The 14,785-nt window shown below is 28.3% G+C and carries 18 protein-coding genes; 7 read left to right on the top strand and 11 right to left on the bottom strand.

Annotation, left to right across the window (positions count from 1 at the left end; genetic code table 11):
- Positions 1-205: 205 nt before the first annotated feature.
- From CJ670_RS09545 to CJ670_RS09535, 3 genes are all read right to left on the bottom strand, one after another.
- Positions 206-1,372 (bottom strand): multidrug effflux MFS transporter, encoded by a 1,167-nt coding sequence (locus CJ670_RS09545; RefSeq protein WP_105939789.1) that lies wholly within the window; start codon positions 1,370-1,372, stop codon positions 206-208.
- 125 nt (positions 1,373-1,497) lie between these two features.
- The gene (locus CJ670_RS09540; RefSeq protein WP_105911787.1) at positions 1,498-1,935 is read right to left on the bottom strand and encodes a Dps family protein; all 438 of its coding nucleotides are present in this window, start codon (positions 1,933-1,935) and stop codon (positions 1,498-1,500) included.
- A 60-nt stretch (positions 1,936-1,995) separates the two neighbouring features.
- The gene (locus CJ670_RS09535) at positions 1,996-2,640 is read right to left on the bottom strand and encodes an HAD family hydrolase (protein ID WP_228154240.1); all 645 of its coding nucleotides are present in this window, start codon (positions 2,638-2,640) and stop codon (positions 1,996-1,998) included.
- Between the two features lie 211 nt (positions 2,641-2,851).
- On the opposite strand from CJ670_RS09535, the gene CJ670_RS09530 reads away from it, so the two are divergent.
- The 3 genes from CJ670_RS09530 to ung all read left to right on the top strand — a co-directional run bounded on the left by CJ670_RS09530 (position 2,852) and on the right by ung (position 6,695).
- Complete coding sequence (locus CJ670_RS09530; RefSeq protein ID WP_105939787.1) at positions 2,852-4,504, top strand: acetolactate synthase large subunit; 1,653 nt, start codon at positions 2,852-2,854, stop codon at positions 4,502-4,504.
- Between the two features lie 74 nt (positions 4,505-4,578).
- Positions 4,579-5,970 (top strand): aldehyde dehydrogenase family protein, encoded by a 1,392-nt coding sequence (locus CJ670_RS09525; RefSeq protein WP_105911784.1) that lies wholly within the window; start codon positions 4,579-4,581, stop codon positions 5,968-5,970.
- 77 nt (positions 5,971-6,047) lie between these two features.
- Positions 6,048-6,695: a uracil-DNA glycosylase gene (gene ung / locus CJ670_RS09520; RefSeq protein WP_105911783.1), complete on the top strand. Its 648-nt coding sequence runs from the start codon at positions 6,048-6,050 to the stop codon at positions 6,693-6,695.
- A 1-nt stretch (position 6,696) separates the two neighbouring features.
- Here ung and CJ670_RS09515 read toward each other — a convergent pair whose 3' ends face one another.
- Positions 6,697-7,044 (bottom strand): nitrous oxide-stimulated promoter family protein, encoded by a 348-nt coding sequence (locus CJ670_RS09515; RefSeq protein ID WP_105911782.1) that lies wholly within the window; start codon positions 7,042-7,044, stop codon positions 6,697-6,699.
- Between the two features lie 81 nt (positions 7,045-7,125).
- On the opposite strand from CJ670_RS09515, the gene CJ670_RS09510 reads away from it, so the two are divergent.
- The 3 genes from CJ670_RS09510 to CJ670_RS09500 are packed head-to-tail and all read left to right on the top strand — an operon-like array spanning position 7,126 to position 9,505.
- On the top strand, positions 7,126-7,779 hold the full coding sequence (locus CJ670_RS09510; RefSeq protein ID WP_105939786.1) for a Crp/Fnr family transcriptional regulator: 654 nt from the start codon (positions 7,126-7,128) through the stop codon (positions 7,777-7,779).
- A 13-nt stretch (positions 7,780-7,792) separates the two neighbouring features.
- Positions 7,793-8,536 carry a YaaA family protein gene (locus CJ670_RS09505; RefSeq protein WP_105939785.1) on the top strand — a complete coding sequence of 248 codons (744 nt, stop codon included), beginning with the start codon at positions 7,793-7,795 and terminating at the stop codon, positions 8,534-8,536.
- A gap of 3 nt (positions 8,537-8,539) precedes the next feature.
- Entirely contained in the window at positions 8,540-9,505 is a 966-nt protein-coding gene (locus CJ670_RS09500; protein WP_105939784.1) for a zinc transporter ZntB, read from the top strand.
- A gap of 24 nt (positions 9,506-9,529) precedes the next feature.
- Here the strand turns inward: CJ670_RS09500 and CJ670_RS09495 are convergent, their stop codons facing one another.
- From CJ670_RS09495 to secG, 5 genes are read right to left on the bottom strand one after another with little or no spacing between them, the layout of a single operon-like run.
- Positions 9,530-10,636: an MFS transporter gene (locus CJ670_RS09495; RefSeq protein ID WP_105939783.1), complete on the bottom strand. Its 1,107-nt coding sequence runs from the start codon at positions 10,634-10,636 to the stop codon at positions 9,530-9,532.
- Positions 10,637-11,110, bottom strand: coding sequence for an RDD family protein (locus CJ670_RS09490; protein ID WP_105911777.1), 474 nt, complete (start codon positions 11,108-11,110; stop codon positions 10,637-10,639). It abuts the gene before it with no gap.
- Complete coding sequence (gene pyrE / locus CJ670_RS09485) at positions 11,110-11,718, bottom strand: orotate phosphoribosyltransferase (protein WP_105939782.1); 609 nt, start codon at positions 11,716-11,718, stop codon at positions 11,110-11,112. Before pyrE ends, CJ670_RS09490 begins: the two co-directional genes overlap by 1 nt.
- A gap of 2 nt (positions 11,719-11,720) precedes the next feature.
- The gene (frr, locus tag CJ670_RS09480) at positions 11,721-12,278 is read right to left on the bottom strand and encodes a ribosome recycling factor (RefSeq protein ID WP_105911775.1); all 558 of its coding nucleotides are present in this window, start codon (positions 12,276-12,278) and stop codon (positions 11,721-11,723) included.
- Between the two features lie 17 nt (positions 12,279-12,295).
- The gene (gene secG / locus CJ670_RS09475; protein WP_105911774.1) at positions 12,296-12,649 is read right to left on the bottom strand and encodes a preprotein translocase subunit SecG; all 354 of its coding nucleotides are present in this window, start codon (positions 12,647-12,649) and stop codon (positions 12,296-12,298) included.
- A gap of 95 nt (positions 12,650-12,744) precedes the next feature.
- On the opposite strand from secG, the gene CJ670_RS09470 reads away from it, so the two are divergent.
- Positions 12,745-13,437 carry a methyltransferase gene (locus CJ670_RS09470; RefSeq protein ID WP_105939781.1) on the top strand — a complete coding sequence of 231 codons (693 nt, stop codon included), beginning with the start codon at positions 12,745-12,747 and terminating at the stop codon, positions 13,435-13,437.
- Here CJ670_RS09470 and CJ670_RS09465 read toward each other — a convergent pair.
- The gene (locus tag CJ670_RS09465; protein WP_105911772.1) at positions 13,389-13,793 is read right to left on the bottom strand and encodes a thiamine-phosphate pyrophosphorylase; all 405 of its coding nucleotides are present in this window, start codon (positions 13,791-13,793) and stop codon (positions 13,389-13,391) included. The two genes, CJ670_RS09470 and CJ670_RS09465, sit on opposite strands and share 49 nt — an antisense overlap.
- A 36-nt stretch (positions 13,794-13,829) precedes the next feature.
- The gene (locus CJ670_RS09460; protein WP_105911771.1) at positions 13,830-14,528 is read right to left on the bottom strand and encodes a Bax inhibitor-1/YccA family protein; all 699 of its coding nucleotides are present in this window, start codon (positions 14,526-14,528) and stop codon (positions 13,830-13,832) included.
- Positions 14,529-14,785: the final 257 nt, after the last annotated feature.

Below are 14,785 nucleotides of genomic sequence, written 5' to 3'. Positions count from 1 at the left end.
AATTTCAATGGAACTGTTTTTAAAAATATTAGAACAACTAGTTCAAGTCCAAAAAATTGTCAAGAGAAATAAAGATTTAGAACAAATCATCTTAATGCTAAGGGTTTACACTAAAAAACAGTTAGGTTTTATGTGCGAAAGTTGAGATAATAATTTAATTATTAAGATAGGTTCTTTTAAATTAAATATAATTTTTTAGCGATTGCTAGATTTCTCTCTTATCGTTATAACTTCTAATAATCAAAAAGCTGATAAGTGATAAAAAAGTTATACTAAAAGCTATCACAAAAAATCCATTGTTATCAAAATTTAGAGCAATAGAAGATATTATAGCACCTAATCCAAACTGTAAAACACCAATAACTCCACTAGCAACTCCAGCATTTTTTGAAAAATGCTCAATAGCTAAAGACATACAATTTCCAAAAATAAATGCCATCATACTCATATATGAAGCAAGTATAATAACTGTCAAAATCAAGCTCATATCTTTGTGAATTAATAAAAATATAATACCAACAAAAAATTGAATCAAAGTTGCATACTTTGCAATATTTTTAGCTTCATAAGTTTTTAGAAGTTTAATATTTACATTTATCATAGCGATTAAAATAATAAAATTTATACCAAAAAATAGTGGAAAGTAGTCTGTTTTTATACCAAAATATTCAATATAAATATACGATGTTTTAGCAATAATAATAAAAAATGCACCAAAACTAATAGCAAGTACCAACATAGCTTTCATAGCTTTTTTATGAGTTAAAACAAGTTTATATGATTCAATAATATTTTGTTTTGTATATGTAAAACTTTCTGGTAAATCTTTATAAATAAAAAATGCAACAAGTAAAGCATAGATTGTTAAAAAGACAAAAACACCTTCCCATGGGAAAAAGTGAATTATAGCAGCACCAAATACAGGAGCCAAAAGAGGAGCTAAACTTCTAACCATCCCAATAAGTGAAAAAACCTTTGCTGCTTCTTGTCCGCTAAATCTATCTCTTACAGCAGCAGTTGCATTCACAACTGTAATTCCACCAAAAAATGCTTCTAAAAATCTATAAATCCACAATTCATAAATAGATGAACTAAAGATTATTAAGAAACTAAAAAGAGCATATCCTAAAAGTCCAACAATAGAACCGATTCTTCTTCCATATCTATCTGAAATTGGTCCACCAAAAATTTGTCCAACAGCAAATCCTATTAAAAATATAGATAAAGATAGCTCTACTTTGTGAATATTTACATCAAAATATTTTGCAATTTCTGGAATTGACGGTAAATATGTATCAATTCCCATAGGAGCTACTGAAGATAAAATAGATATAAGAATAATTAAATATAGATGATTAATAGATTTTCGCATAAAGACTCATTTGTAAAATATTATAATTTTTTTGATTTTAAAGATTAGAATTTAAAAAATTGATAGTAAAATTGTAGTTAAAAGAGGATAAAAATCCTCTTTTGTAGATTTTATAGCAAATATGACTATTTTTGCATATTCCCTAACATCCATAAATCTTTTTCAAGTTTTGCAACTTTTTCATCTGCAAATGCTTCAGTTCCTTTATCTCCTTCTTCACTAGCAGAAATACTTAGTTTTTTGAAAGATTTTAAAAGGTATTCAAAATCAGCACTTATTTTTTCTACTATTTCTCTTGATTTAAAGCTATCACCTTTTTCAGTCTCTATTTTTGTAGCTTTACTTAGCTCTTCAATAGTTAAATATGGTTTATCACCTAGAATAATTGCTCTTTCTGCCATATCATCGAAAAGAACTGACATTTCATTATAAAGCCCTTCTGTGTATGCATGAACTGGGTGAAAATCCATACCTTTTACATTCCAATGATAATTATGAACTTTTATATATAAAGCATGTGCATCTGCTTGAATTTGTTTTAACTGTTTAATTACTTTTGACATTTTATAACTCCTTGAATTTTGTTAAACTATTATAGTATCAAAAAATAAGCTTGTCAAGATTTATTTAAGGATTTCTAAAATCTCAAGAGGATTTGAAACTATAAAATCAGCACCAAAATCTCTCAACTCTTTTTCATCTCTAAATCCCCATAAAACACCAATTGCAGTCATATTTGCACTTTTTGCTGTTTGCATATCTATTTTAGTATCTCCTACAAAATAGGTATTTTCACAAGAGCTATTTAAACATTTTACAATATCAATTGCGACTTTTGGGTCTGGCTTTTTTGGAACATCTTCTTTTTGTCCATGAACTTCTTTAAAATCATAATTTTTAAAAAAATGGTTCACATATGAAACTGTAAATTCATGTGGTTTGTTTGATAAAACTGCCAAATTTATATCTAATTTTTTTAACTCATCTAATAAATCATAAATTCCATCATAAGGTAGAGTTTTTGAGTGCAGTTTTCCATCATACTCTATTTTAAATCTTTTTATTACTTCATCTTTTATATCTTTTGAATGATTGCTTAAAGCATTTTCAACTAAAATATCAACTCCCCCACCAACAAAATATTTATAATCTTCAATTTTATGAATTGGAAGCTTTAGGCTTTCAAGAACCTTGTTCATACTAGATGCTATATCTTCAATTGAATCCAAAAGTGTACCATCTAGGTCAAATATAATTGTTTTTTTCATTCTATAAATTCTCCTTTTATCTAAAGTGTAACTTTTTGTTAATATAAAGTTATAAGATGTGTAAATATAGTTAATATTATATAAAGAATAGTTTTAATATGGTTATAATATCATTTGTTTGTTAAGTATGAAAAAATATTATATTTTTTATATTTAAAATTAGCTATGAGATTTATTTTAAAACTATTAATCAAAACGGAGTGAAAGAAAGATGAATGCATCAGATTTATTTATAAAAGCATTAGAAAACGAAGGCGTTGAGTACATTTTTGGTGTTCCAGGTGAAGAAAACTTAGATTTCTTGGAAGCTATGAGAAAATCAAATATCAAACTTATTTTAACAAGACATGAGCAAGGTGCAGGATTTATGGCCGCAACTTATGGAAGATTAACAGGAAAAGTTGGAGTTTGTTTAGCAACTCTTGGCCCAGGTGCAACTAACTTTGCTACAAGTGCAGCTTATGCTCAACTTGGTGGAATGCCAATGATGATGATTACTGGTCAAAAACCAATTAAAAAATCAAAACAAGGTAGATTCCAAATCATTGATATCGTAAGAATGATGAGACCAATGACTAAATATGCAAAACAAATTGTAAATGCTAATAATATCCCTTCTGTTGTAAGAGATGCATTTAAAATAGCTACTACTGAAAGACCAGGAGCTGTTCATATTGAATTACCTGAAGATATTGCTGAAGAAAAAGTAGATGCTGATACAACTATTTATCCAGTACAAAATGTAAAATATCCAGTTGCAGTTGATGAGGTTATTGCTGAAGCAGTTGCTATGATTGAAAAAGCAAAAAGACCACTTTTATTAATTGGAGCTGGTGCAAATAGAACTAGAATTGGAAATACATTAACAGATTTTGTAAACAAAACTGGAATGGCATTTTTCTCTACTCAAATGGGTAAAGGTGTTGTTGATGAAAATCACCCAATGTGTTTAAGTGCAGCTGCATTATCAAAAGATGATTTTGTTCACTGTGCAATTGAAAGAGCTGACTTAATTATCAATGTTGGGCATGATGTTATTGAAAAACCACCATTTTTTATGTCAAATAAAGAGGGTGCAACAAAAGTTATGCACGTTAACTTCTTCCCAAGTGAAGTAGATGATGCATATTTCCCACAAATGGACGTTATTGGTGATATTGCTGGAAACATCCAAAAATTTACAGATAAAATTACTGTTCAAGCTCACTGGGATTTTGACTATTATACAAGATTAGCAGATGAAATTAGAACAAGATTATCAAAATATTTTGGTGACAATAGATTCCCAATTTTACCTCAAAGAGCTGTAAGAGTTATTAGACAAACTTTAGCACCTGAAGATATTGTAACACTTGATAATGGTGTTTATAAAATCTGGTTTGCAAGAAACTATAGATGTGCAAAACCAAATACACTTTTACTTGATAATGCACTTGCAACTATGGGAGCAGGACTTCCTTCTGGAATGATGGCAAAAATGATAAACCCTGATAAAAAAGTTGTAGCTGTTTGTGGAGATGGTGGATTTATGATGAATTCACAAGAGATGGAAACTGCAATCAGATTAGGTATTAATATGACTGTAGTTATCTTAAATGACAATGCATATGGAATGATTAAATGGAAACAAACAGGTATGGGATTTGAGTCATTTGGACTTGATCTTGGAAACCCTGATTTTGTTAAATATGCAGAGTCTTATGGAGCAAAAGGTTATAGACCAACTTCAGTAGAAGATTTTGAAAAAACTTTAAAAGAGTGTGTTAACTCAAAAGGTCTTCACTTAATTGACCTTGCAGTTGATTACTCTTTAAATCACTCAATCTTAAATGAGTTATTACCACAAAAAACTTGTATGATATAAATCATACTTTCAAAAAGGGGCTTTAGATTTAAAGCCCCTTTTTTTTAATCTTAAAATATATAAAAGGAAAAATTATGAGCAAAATAGATGTTACATCGCCATTTGATGGAAAAGTAGTAGGAAGTGTAAATTTTAATACTTACGAAGAAGTTGAAGCTGCAATTGATTTAGCGCATAAAACTTTTGTAAACAAAGATGGATGGTTACCAAAATATAAAAGAGTTGAGATTTTAGAAAATGTAATGAAAATTATGAGTTCTCAAGTTGAAGAGCTTACAATTCTTTGTGCAAGTGAAGGTGGAAAACCTTATATTGACTCTAAAGTTGAAATTTTAAGAGCAATAAATGGTATTAAAATAGCTATTGAACATTTAAGTGTGTTTGAAGGTAAAGAAGTTGCTATGGGACACACAAGTACAAGTGCAAATAGATTAGCTTATACATTTAAAGAACCAATTGGTGTAGTTGCTGCAATTTCTGCATTTAATCACCCATTTAATCTTGCTGTTCACCAAGTAATTCCTGCAATTGCTGCTGGTTGCCCAGTAATTATTAGACCAGCAACTCAAACTCCTATGAGTGCAGTAAAACTTGTAGAGATTTTAAAAGAAGCTGGTCTTCCAAATGGTTGGGCTCAAGCTGTTGTTTGCGATAGAAAAGGTGGAGAGTTACTAGCAACTAGTCCAAAAACTGCATTTCTAACATTTATTGGTTCAGGAAGTGTTGGTTGGTACTTAAACTCAAAAGCTAGTGATGGAACAAGAGTTGTTTTAGAACACGGTGGAGTTGCTCCTGTTATTGTTGAAGCTGATGCTGATATAGAAGATATGATTCCAGCACTTGCTAAAGGTGGTTTTTACCATGCAGGACAAGTTTGCGTATCTGTTCAAAGAGTATTTGTTCAAGAGTCAATTTGTGAAGAAGTAGCTTCTAAGCTTTCAGCTGCTGCTTCAAAACTAATAGTTGGAAATCAATTAGACCCAAAAACTGAAGTTGGACCATTAATTAATAATGGTGAAGTTGACAGAATCGAAGAATGGGTTAATGAAGCAGTTGCTAAAGGTGGAAAAATTTTAACTGGAGGGAAAAGAATCGGAGCTTCTTGTTTTGAACCAACAGTTATTTTAAATCCAGCAGAAGATGCTTTAGTATCAACAAAAGAGGTATTTGGACCAGTTGTTTGTATCTATTCTTATAAAGATTTAGATGAAGCAATTGCTAGAGCAAACCAACTTGATGTATCTTTTCAAGCAGCAGTATTTACAAAAAATATTGATAAAGCTCTAAAAACTGTAAAAAAATTAAATGCAACTGCAGTTATGGTAAATGATCATACAGCATTTAGAGTTGACTGGATGCCATTTGGTGGAGCAAAAGTATCAGGACTTGGAATGGGTGGAATTCCTCACTCTATGCATGATATGAGCGTTGAAAAAATGATGGTTATAAAATCACCAGTTTTATAATTTTTGATAAATATCAATTTAAAAGCTAAGGTTATTTTTAACCTTAGCTTTTTTTATTTTTAAAAATAGGAGAATAAATGGATTGGTTCGATGTAATTGATTTAGAAAAACAAAAAGATTATTATAAATCTTTAGAAAAAGAGATAAATAAAAGATATGAAACAACAACAGTTTTTCCACAAAAAGAGAATATTTTCAATGCTTTTAGTTTAACAAAACTTGATAATCTAAAAGTTGTAATCTTAGGACAAGACCCCTATCACGGAGCTGGACAGGCTCAAGGATTGGCATTTTCAACACCATCAAATATAAAAAATCCACCATCTATGCAAAATATTTTAAAAGAGATAAATGATGATTTACAAAAACCATCAATTTGTATTGATGGAGATTTAACTTTTTGGGCAAAGCAAGGTGTTTTACTTTTAAATACAGTTTTAACAGTTGAAGAAGCAAAAGCAGCTAGTCATAAAAATTTAGGTTGGGAAGTTTTTACAGATAATATAATTAAATATATTAGTCAAAATTGTGAAAATATAATTTTTTTACTTTGGGGAACTCCAGCAATTAAGAAAAGTAGTTTAATTGATAAAAATAAACACCATATCTTAACATCAGTTCATCCAAGCCCTCTTAGTTCATATAGAGGATTTTTTGGTTGTAAGCACTTTTCACAAACAAATGATATTTTAAAATCTTTAAATAAAGAAGCTATTATTTGGTAGATTAATTAAAAAGATTCATAACTCTTGATTTAATTTTTCCAAGTGAGAGTTTTATAGCTGAATATTTCATAACTCTTGCAGTTTCTTTCCATTTAGATTTTTCATAACATGGAGATGGACAGCTTCTACATCTAGGTTTAATCTCATGAGGACAGCCTTGTAGTCTATTAAAAGAGTAATTTATATCTTCAAAACATTTATTACAAAGATTAAGTTCCAAACTAAATTTCTTCTCTTTATAAAAAAGTTCAATAAAAATATTTTTTTGCTCTTCATGTTTATCTTTACAATAAAGCTCATAAAACTTTTTGAGTACATCTATCTCAACTTTGTATTTTTCATGTGTCATTTTATATCTTTAATTTTACTTTATATAATATTTGCATACAATAATTAACAGACAATTGATAGCAGTCAAGAAGGAGAAAAAATGGATAATATTTCAAAAAAACATGGAGATTATAAATATTTTAGTTTTTTAGAAGAGAAAGATTTAGATAAATTAAAAGATATATCTTTTAAAAAAACATACAAAAAAGATGAAATATTATTTTACAAAGGTGATGAGTCAAAATATCTTCATCTTTTAGTTTCTGGAATTGTAAAGCTCTATACTCATGATTTTAAAGATAATGAGGTTGTAATTCACAATCTGATTGGTCCTGCACTTATTGCTGAAATTATGAATTATGAAGAGATGGATTTTTTAGCAAATTGTTCTTTTGATACTGATGCAGAAGTTATTTTAATAGATTATAAAAAGTTTAAAGAGGAGTTTTTGCAAAAACCAGAGATTTCAATGTTTTTTATAAAATCATTAACAAAAAAGATAAAGTTTTTACAAAATTTCATAGATTATAATGTAAGCTTAAACAGTATGGAAAAGATTGCAAAATTTTTGTATGAAAATGAAGAACTTCTTAAAACTCTAAAACAGGTAAAAATAGCTCAAATTTTAAATATTACTCCAGAGACTTTTTCAAGACAACTAGCAAAACTAAAAAAAGAGAATATTATAGAGAATGAAAAAGGGTATATAAAGATTTTGGATTATAAAAAAATACAAAATTTTATAAGTAATTAATATAAGGATAGAGATGAAAATTTTATTTTCTCCTAGTGAGACAAAAAATAGTGGCGGTGATAAAAAGATTTTTGATGAAAATAGTTTTATATTTCCAGAACTTTTTAAGAAAAGAGTTGAAATAGTAAACTCTTATAATGAGTTTTTAAAAACGGCTTCAATATCGCAATTAGAGAAACTTTTTGGTACAAAAAAAGCTGATGTAATAGAAAAATATAGAAGAGATATTTTTAAAAGCCCACTTTTAAAAGCAATACAAAGGTATGAAGGTGTTGCTTATGATTATTTGTCTTACAATAATTTAGAAAAAAGTTCACAAAAATATATAGATGATAATGTTTTGATTTTCTCAAATCTTTTTGGAGTTCTAAAAGCAAGTGATGAAATTCCTGATTATAAACTAAAGCAAGGTGAAAGTTTTTATGATTTAAAAATAGAAAAATTCTATAACGATAATTTTAGTCAAGAACTTGATAAATATTTAGAAAATGATGATATTTTAGATTTAAGAGCTGGATTTTATGAGAAATTTTATACTATAAAAAAACCATATAAAACATTGAAGTTTATAAAAGATGGTAAGGTTGTAAGCCATTTTGCAAAGGCTTATAGGGGAGAGATTTTAAAAATTGTTGCACAAAATGATATAAAAACTTTTGATGATTTTATGAATTTAGAGTTAAAAGAGCTAAAACTTGAAGAAATCAAAGAGCAAAAATTGAAAACAGAAATTGTTTATAGCATAAATAAAAGGTAAAAAATGAAACCATTTCAAGGTTTTTTAATAGAAAAAGATGGAACAGCAAAAGAGCTTAAATATAACGATATAGCTAATGTAGAAAAAGATAATAAGATTTTGTGGCTGCATTTTGATTATACTAGTAAAGAAGCAAAAGAGTGGATTAGAAATAGCAGTAACATTGATACAGTTGCAGTTGAAGCACTTTTAACTGATGAAACAAGACCAAGAACTATTGTTTTAAATGATGCACTTCTTATTGCTTTAAGGGGTGTAAATTTAGAACCAAATTCAAAACCAGAAAAGATGATATCTATTCGTATTTTTATATCTTCAAATGTAATTATTTCAACAAGCAGAAAAAATATTTTATCTGTAACAGAAATAAGTGAAAATTTAAAAAAAGGAAAAGGTGTAAAAAGCTCTTCTGAATTTTTGGTTGAACTAACTTATAGAATGATTGATAGAATGGACAATGTAATAGACAAAATAGAAGATAGAGCAGATTTTTTAGAAGAAAATATTATAGAATCTGAACATAATACTGCATTTAGAACAGAAATATTAAAAATTAGAAGAGAGAGTATTATTTTAAAAAGATATTTAACTCCTCAAAAAGAGGCTTTGATTAAACTTTATAATGAAAAATTATCATGGATAGATGATTATCAAAAAATTGAATTAAGAGAGACAACTGATCAGCTAATTCGTCACATTGAAGAGCTTGATACTATAAGAGATAAAGTTATACTTTTTCAAGAAGAGCTTGTAAATAGTTTAACAGAACAGATGAATAAAAAAATGTATATTTTATCGATTTTATCTGCAATATTTCTGCCACTTACTTTTTTGACAGGACTTTTAGGGATAAATGTAGCTGGAATTCCAGGGGCAAATCATGAAAATGCTTTTTACATTTTTATAGTTATTTTGCTTTGTGTAGTAGGTTTTCAGTTTTTGATTTTTAAGAAAAATAAGTGGATTTGAATAAATATATTTTAATAAATTAATTTAAATCTGTTTGAGAGAAACTCTATCTTTTTTATCTAAAAACCAAACAAAGATAAAAGAGATTAAAGCAAAAATAGCACTAAATAAAAACAGATATTCTCCATAAGTAGCACCTGCAAGAAATGCTCCTGCAAAACCACCCAAACCATATCCAACACCAAACATAAACTGTTGAGCTAATTTTTTATTATCATAAAGTGAGTATAGATAAATTACAACAGCACTATGAAAAAGTGCAAACGAAAAGGCATGAATAGCTTGAGTAAAAAATACAATTTCAAGCGATTGAGGATATAAATATAAAAGTAACCACCTAAAGATGGTTACTCCTACACAAAACTTTATGATTGTTAAAAGATTATTTTTCAAAATTGGTGCTTGAAAATATAACATTAAAATCTCACATACAACACCAAAAGCCCAAAGATAAGATATGGTTTCTAAAGATAATCCATACTCTAATTCATAAATTGTAAAAAAGTTGTAAAATCCACCAAAACTCACCTGCATAAAAAATATACTAGCCCAAAATGCCCAATGTTTTAAAAATGAAAAAACTTCATCTCCTGTTTGATTAATCTTAGCCTCTAAATCATTTTTTAAAAGAAGTAGAGCAAAGATTACAGTTAATACTACAATTGCTAAATAATAATGAAGAGCTACAAATGGAGATGTTAGAAATTTTGCTAAAACAAGCGCAATAAGCATAAACCCAATCGAGCCATAAAGTCTTGCTTTCCCATATCTCTCTTTTCCTAAAACTGTAATTGTAGTAACTTCAAGATATGGCAAAATTAGGGATAAACAAGCTGCTAAAAAAGCATTATTTAGCATGAAAATATAAAAATGTTCAATTGTTATATAAAATAGACTAACAGCTAAAATTGTTAAAAATAGAGCCTTTTTAAACATAGATTTGTTTAAATTTATATGTTTTAAAAATAAAAATGGCATAGCAAACTTCATTAAAGGAGCAACTGCAAGAATTAAACCAATATCAAAAGCACTATAACCAATGTCATTTAATACTTTTGGCAAAAATATTACATATACACCAACAGCAGCAAAGTAAAAAAAGTAAAATGCTGAAATATTAAAAAATAGCATTTATTGTTCTATGATTTTTGTATTTGAAACTATGTCTTGAAATGTTTTTTTTTCTTTGTTTAAAAAGGGAGTAAATATAAAAAATATTGAAATTATAGAAAAAAGTGTTGCTGAATATCTAATAATTGTTTGTAAAACAGATACTTTAGCTTCTGTTTTATTATCTACAAGTTTTAAATTATAAGCTTTTAATCCTGGAGTTTGACCATTTATTAGCCAAAAAATAGCAATAATAATAAAGTGAACAGCAAAAATAATACCCCAACCTAAGCTTCTATTTTCTGCAAATTCCTGACCACTTCCCATTACCAGATATATAACTATATATAAAATAGGAGTAGTTATTAAAAAAGTATCAGTTAAAAAAGCTTTAAATCTTTTTGCTATTGATACAAAATTTAAAGGTGAGTGTAAAACTTTTTTTGAAACATTTTTTTCTGCTCTATTTTGTTTTACATCTCTCCATTTTGACATCAGTTTCCTCTACTACCTGGTTTAATAGCAATGCTTCCATTTTTGCATAAAGGGCAGTTTTCAGGATTGTACATCTCAAATGCAAAATCTGCTAGTGCAAAAAGTGGTTTATCAAGTGGTAGTTTGCAGTTATCTTTTCTTGATAATTCACTTCCAACTCTTTGACAAAAACCTCTATTTGCTAAAGCTGCATAAGCTACAACTTCTGCACCACCTTTTACGATTTCTCTTGCTGCTTCTAGGGCACTTCCACCAGTTGTAATTATATCTTCACAAACAAGATATCTTTCTCCAGGTTTTACTTCAAAACCTCTTCGTATAGTCATCTCTCCATCAGCACGTTCAGCAAAAATAAATCGCACATCCAAAGCAGTTGCAAGTGCAAATCCAGCAATTAATCCACCAAGCGCAGGAGCACAAACAGCATCGATTTTAATTCCAGATTTTTTAATCTCAAGAGCTAAAGCTTCAGCTAAAATTTTTGCAGTTTTTGGGTCTTCAAGCACTTTTGCACTTTGTAAATAAAATTGTGAATGGTTACCGCTACTTAATTTAAAGTGCCCTTCTAATAGAGCATCAGCATCTTTATATATTTGTTCTATATTCATAATTAAACCGTTAAAATCTCTTTCTCTTTTGTTTTTAGAGTTTCATCAGCTTTTGCAACAAAACCATCAGTTATTTTTTGTACTTCATCTTGAGCTTTTTTGCTATCATCTTCTGTAATAAGCTTATCTTTTAGAAGATTTTTTATTTTTGTATTTGAATTTTGTCTAATATTTCTAATAGCAACTTTTGCATTATCAGTCATAATTTTAGCTTGTTTTGCAGTTTCTTGTCTTTGATCAACTGTCATTGGTGGGAAAAATAGTTTTATTACTTCACCATTATTGTTTGGATTTACTCCAATATTTGCTGTTTGTATAGCTTTTTCAATAACTCCTAAAAGGTTTTTCTCCCAAGGATTTATTGTAATAGTTGTTGCATCTGTTGCCAATACAGAACCAACTTGACTTAAATCAGTCATTGTTCCATAGTAGTCAACTTTTACATTATCCAAAATATTTACACTTACCTTACCTGTTCTTAAAGATTTATAATCTCTTTTTAGAGCCTCAATAGATTTCTCCATCTGCTCTTTTGTTTGTGAATAAACTTCTTCTAACATAATTATCTCCTCTAGATTTATTTCTCAGGCACTGAAGCTGGAGCTTTTGGAGCTTCTGGCGCAGATGGTGCTGTTGAGTTTTGAGTTGATGGACTTGACGGTATTAAAGACTCAATTTTAATAGAGTCTATAGCACTTTTATTTCTCTCTTGGTTATATGTATATCCTAGAAAAAGAGTGTTTAATACGAAAACAAGCCCTAAAGCCATTGTAGCTTTTGATAAAAAATTAGCAGGTCCTTTTGCACCAAAAAGCGATTCGTTACTTCCGCTATAAGCACCTAGTCCAATACTAGAGCTTTTTTGAAGTAATACAACAATTACAATAAGCACTGCTAAAACAAATTGAACTATTAAAAGTGTAGATGTCATAATCTATAATTCCTTTTTAAAAAATGGTGTCTATTTTATCCAAAACTAAATTTAAAATAGATAAAATGAAAATTAAATTTTTTTTAAAGAGATAAATGGAAGAAAAAAATCAATTCTCAAAATATGCAAAAGAGTATAAATCATACAATATTATCCAGCAAATCTGTGCAAAATCTTTGATTCGAGAACTTAAATCTAAGCCAAAAAGTATTTTGGAATTAGGTTGTGGAAGTGGTCAGATTTTTTCAAATGTAAATTGGGAGTTTGATAAATATCTAGCAATTGATGGTTCAAAGCAGATGTGTGAACTTCATCCAAAAGCAAAAAAATTAAGTGTAAAATGTTTGAATTTTGATAGTAATCAGTTTTTTGATGAGATAAAAAAACAAAAATTTGATATGGTAATATCATCTTCAGCTCTTCAGTGGTCAAATGATTTAAAAAAAATAGTAGAAGAATTAAGCAAAATTACCAGTGAAATAAATGTTGTTTTATTTACTTCAAATACATTTAAAACTATTCAAAACATTACAAATCAAAAATCTCCAATCTTAGATGAAAAGATTATAAAAGAGGCATTTTCTACTTATTTTTCTTGTGAGTTTGAAACTATTTTTTATAAATTAGAGTTTGATAATAAAAAAGAGCTTTTTGATTATATTAAAAAATCAGGTGTTAGTGGTAAAAGTGAATTGAGTTTTGAGAAGGCTAAGAAATTGTATAAAGAGTATAATTTAAACTATTTGGAGTTTGAAGTTATTTTTGTTAAAACAATTTCTAAATTATAAAGTTCATATCTTATATATTTAAAATTTTCACTATCTTCTATTGATGATAGTTTTGTAAGCTCTTCTAAAACTCTTGAACTCTCTTGAGCTCTCTTAAAGTTTGCTATTAAAATAGAGTTTAAATCTTCTCTATTTTGCTCACTTTTTATCGATTCTCTTAAAACATCATTTTCTACATCTCTAGTTTCAAGAAGCTCATAATAGTTTTTAGTTCGTGCAATGTGTCTTAAATTTTTTAATTTTGTAGAAATCTCTTTATTATTGTAGATATATCTAAAAATATCTTCTACAACTCTAATTCCTTCTCTAAGTCGATTTAGGTTTGCGTCAATTAGTCTTAAGTGATTTTTATTCATATTGTATATTTATATATAGGGTGTGAACCCTATATATTATTCGTTGTTTTTCATAATTCCAAGAATTTGAAGAAGCGAGATAAATAGATTGAAGAAATCTAAATATAGTGAAAGCGCAGCTTCAACTGGTGAATCGTAATTTCCTTTGATTATATTTTGCGTATCATACAAAATAAATGCAGAGAAAAGTAAAGCTCCCGCACTTGCAATTACTAGTTGCATCATTGATGATTGGATGAATATATTTGATATACCAGCAACAATCATTATAATAAGTGCAATAAATAAGAATTTACCCATAAAAGAGAAATCTTTTTTAGTAGTCATTGCGAACATTGAAATTCCACCAAATGCAATTGATGTCATTAAAAATGCTTGACCAACTATACTAGCACCACCAGGCATTGCAAAAATCGAAGTTAATAACGGCGCAATTGTAAGACCTGTTATGAATGTAAATGCAAAAAGTACTGCTAAATTTACACCAGGAGTATGTTTAACTCTAGGAATTACAAAAAAGATAAGTCCTAATTCAATTGCAAATAAAACCCACATCATAGGACCTGCGATATAGTTTACAATTCCTAATCCAATATATGCTCCAGCAGTTGCTGCTAGAAGTGAACCAGCAAAAAGTTGATAAGTAGCTTTTAAAAAGCTCATTATATATGCTTGTTGTGATGATTCATTTGAGTAGCTATTTGTCTTATCTGTCAAATAATCTCTGTTGTACATCTTCTTTCCTTTTTATTATAGTTTGAAACTTTATTTATATAACACTATTTTTCAATGTTATATTAAGACATTATAATACAAAAAATTGGTAAATAAAAGATTAATAAAATAAAATTCCAAAATTTAACCAAACTTTAAGTGAACACTCTTGACAAATAGAAAAAAAGGCACTATAATTCCCGTCCAATTTGACCACAGGGTTGAGATTGAGTTCTTTAAAATATGTATGAAGTTTAAGAAGTAATCTTTGTAAACTA

This window comes from Arcobacter cryaerophilus gv. crypticus (assembly GCF_002993025.1).
Taxonomy (GTDB): Bacteria; Campylobacterota; Campylobacteria; order Campylobacterales; family Arcobacteraceae; genus Aliarcobacter; species Aliarcobacter cryaerophilus_B.
Note: the sequence above shows the minus strand (reverse complement) of the source record. Positions and strands in the feature narration are given on the sequence as shown.

Coding starts and splice junctions, on each gene's coding strand:
- CJ670_RS09510 (WP_105939786.1), top strand. CDS start 7,126: ATGGATAATATTTCAAAAAAACATGGAGATTATAAATATTTTAGTTTT.
- CJ670_RS09540 (WP_105911787.1), bottom strand. CDS start 1,935: ATGTCAAAAGTAATTAAACAGTTAAAACAAATTCAAGCAGATGCACAT.
- CJ670_RS09505 (WP_105939785.1), top strand. CDS start 7,793: ATGAAAATTTTATTTTCTCCTAGTGAGACAAAAAATAGTGGCGGTGAT.
- CJ670_RS09525 (WP_105911784.1), top strand. CDS start 4,579: ATGAGCAAAATAGATGTTACATCGCCATTTGATGGAAAAGTAGTAGGA.
- CJ670_RS09530 (WP_105939787.1), top strand. CDS start 2,852: ATGAATGCATCAGATTTATTTATAAAAGCATTAGAAAACGAAGGCGTT.
- CJ670_RS09535 (WP_228154240.1), bottom strand. CDS start 2,640: ATGAAAAAAACAATTATATTTGACCTAGATGGTACACTTTTGGATTCA.
- CJ670_RS09470 (WP_105939781.1), top strand. CDS start 12,745: ATGGAAGAAAAAAATCAATTCTCAAAATATGCAAAAGAGTATAAATCA.
- CJ670_RS09545 (WP_105939789.1), bottom strand. CDS start 1,372: ATGCGAAAATCTATTAATCATCTATATTTAATTATTCTTATATCTATT.
- pyrE (WP_105939782.1), bottom strand. CDS start 11,718: ATGAATATAGAACAAATATATAAAGATGCTGATGCTCTATTAGAAGGG.
- CJ670_RS09495 (WP_105939783.1), bottom strand. CDS start 10,636: ATGCTATTTTTTAATATTTCAGCATTTTACTTTTTTTACTTTGCTGCT.
- ung (WP_105911783.1), top strand. CDS start 6,048: ATGGATTGGTTCGATGTAATTGATTTAGAAAAACAAAAAGATTATTAT.
- CJ670_RS09460 (WP_105911771.1), bottom strand. CDS start 14,528: ATGTACAACAGAGATTATTTGACAGATAAGACAAATAGCTACTCAAAT.
- CJ670_RS09465 (WP_105911772.1), bottom strand. CDS start 13,793: ATGAATAAAAATCACTTAAGACTAATTGACGCAAACCTAAATCGACTT.
- CJ670_RS09515 (WP_105911782.1), bottom strand. CDS start 7,044: ATGACACATGAAAAATACAAAGTTGAGATAGATGTACTCAAAAAGTTT.
- secG (WP_105911774.1), bottom strand. CDS start 12,649: ATGACATCTACACTTTTAATAGTTCAATTTGTTTTAGCAGTGCTTATT.
- frr (WP_105911775.1), bottom strand. CDS start 12,278: ATGTTAGAAGAAGTTTATTCACAAACAAAAGAGCAGATGGAGAAATCT.
- CJ670_RS09500 (WP_105939784.1), top strand. CDS start 8,540: ATGAAACCATTTCAAGGTTTTTTAATAGAAAAAGATGGAACAGCAAAA.
- CJ670_RS09490 (WP_105911777.1), bottom strand. CDS start 11,110: ATGTCAAAATGGAGAGATGTAAAACAAAATAGAGCAGAAAAAAATGTT.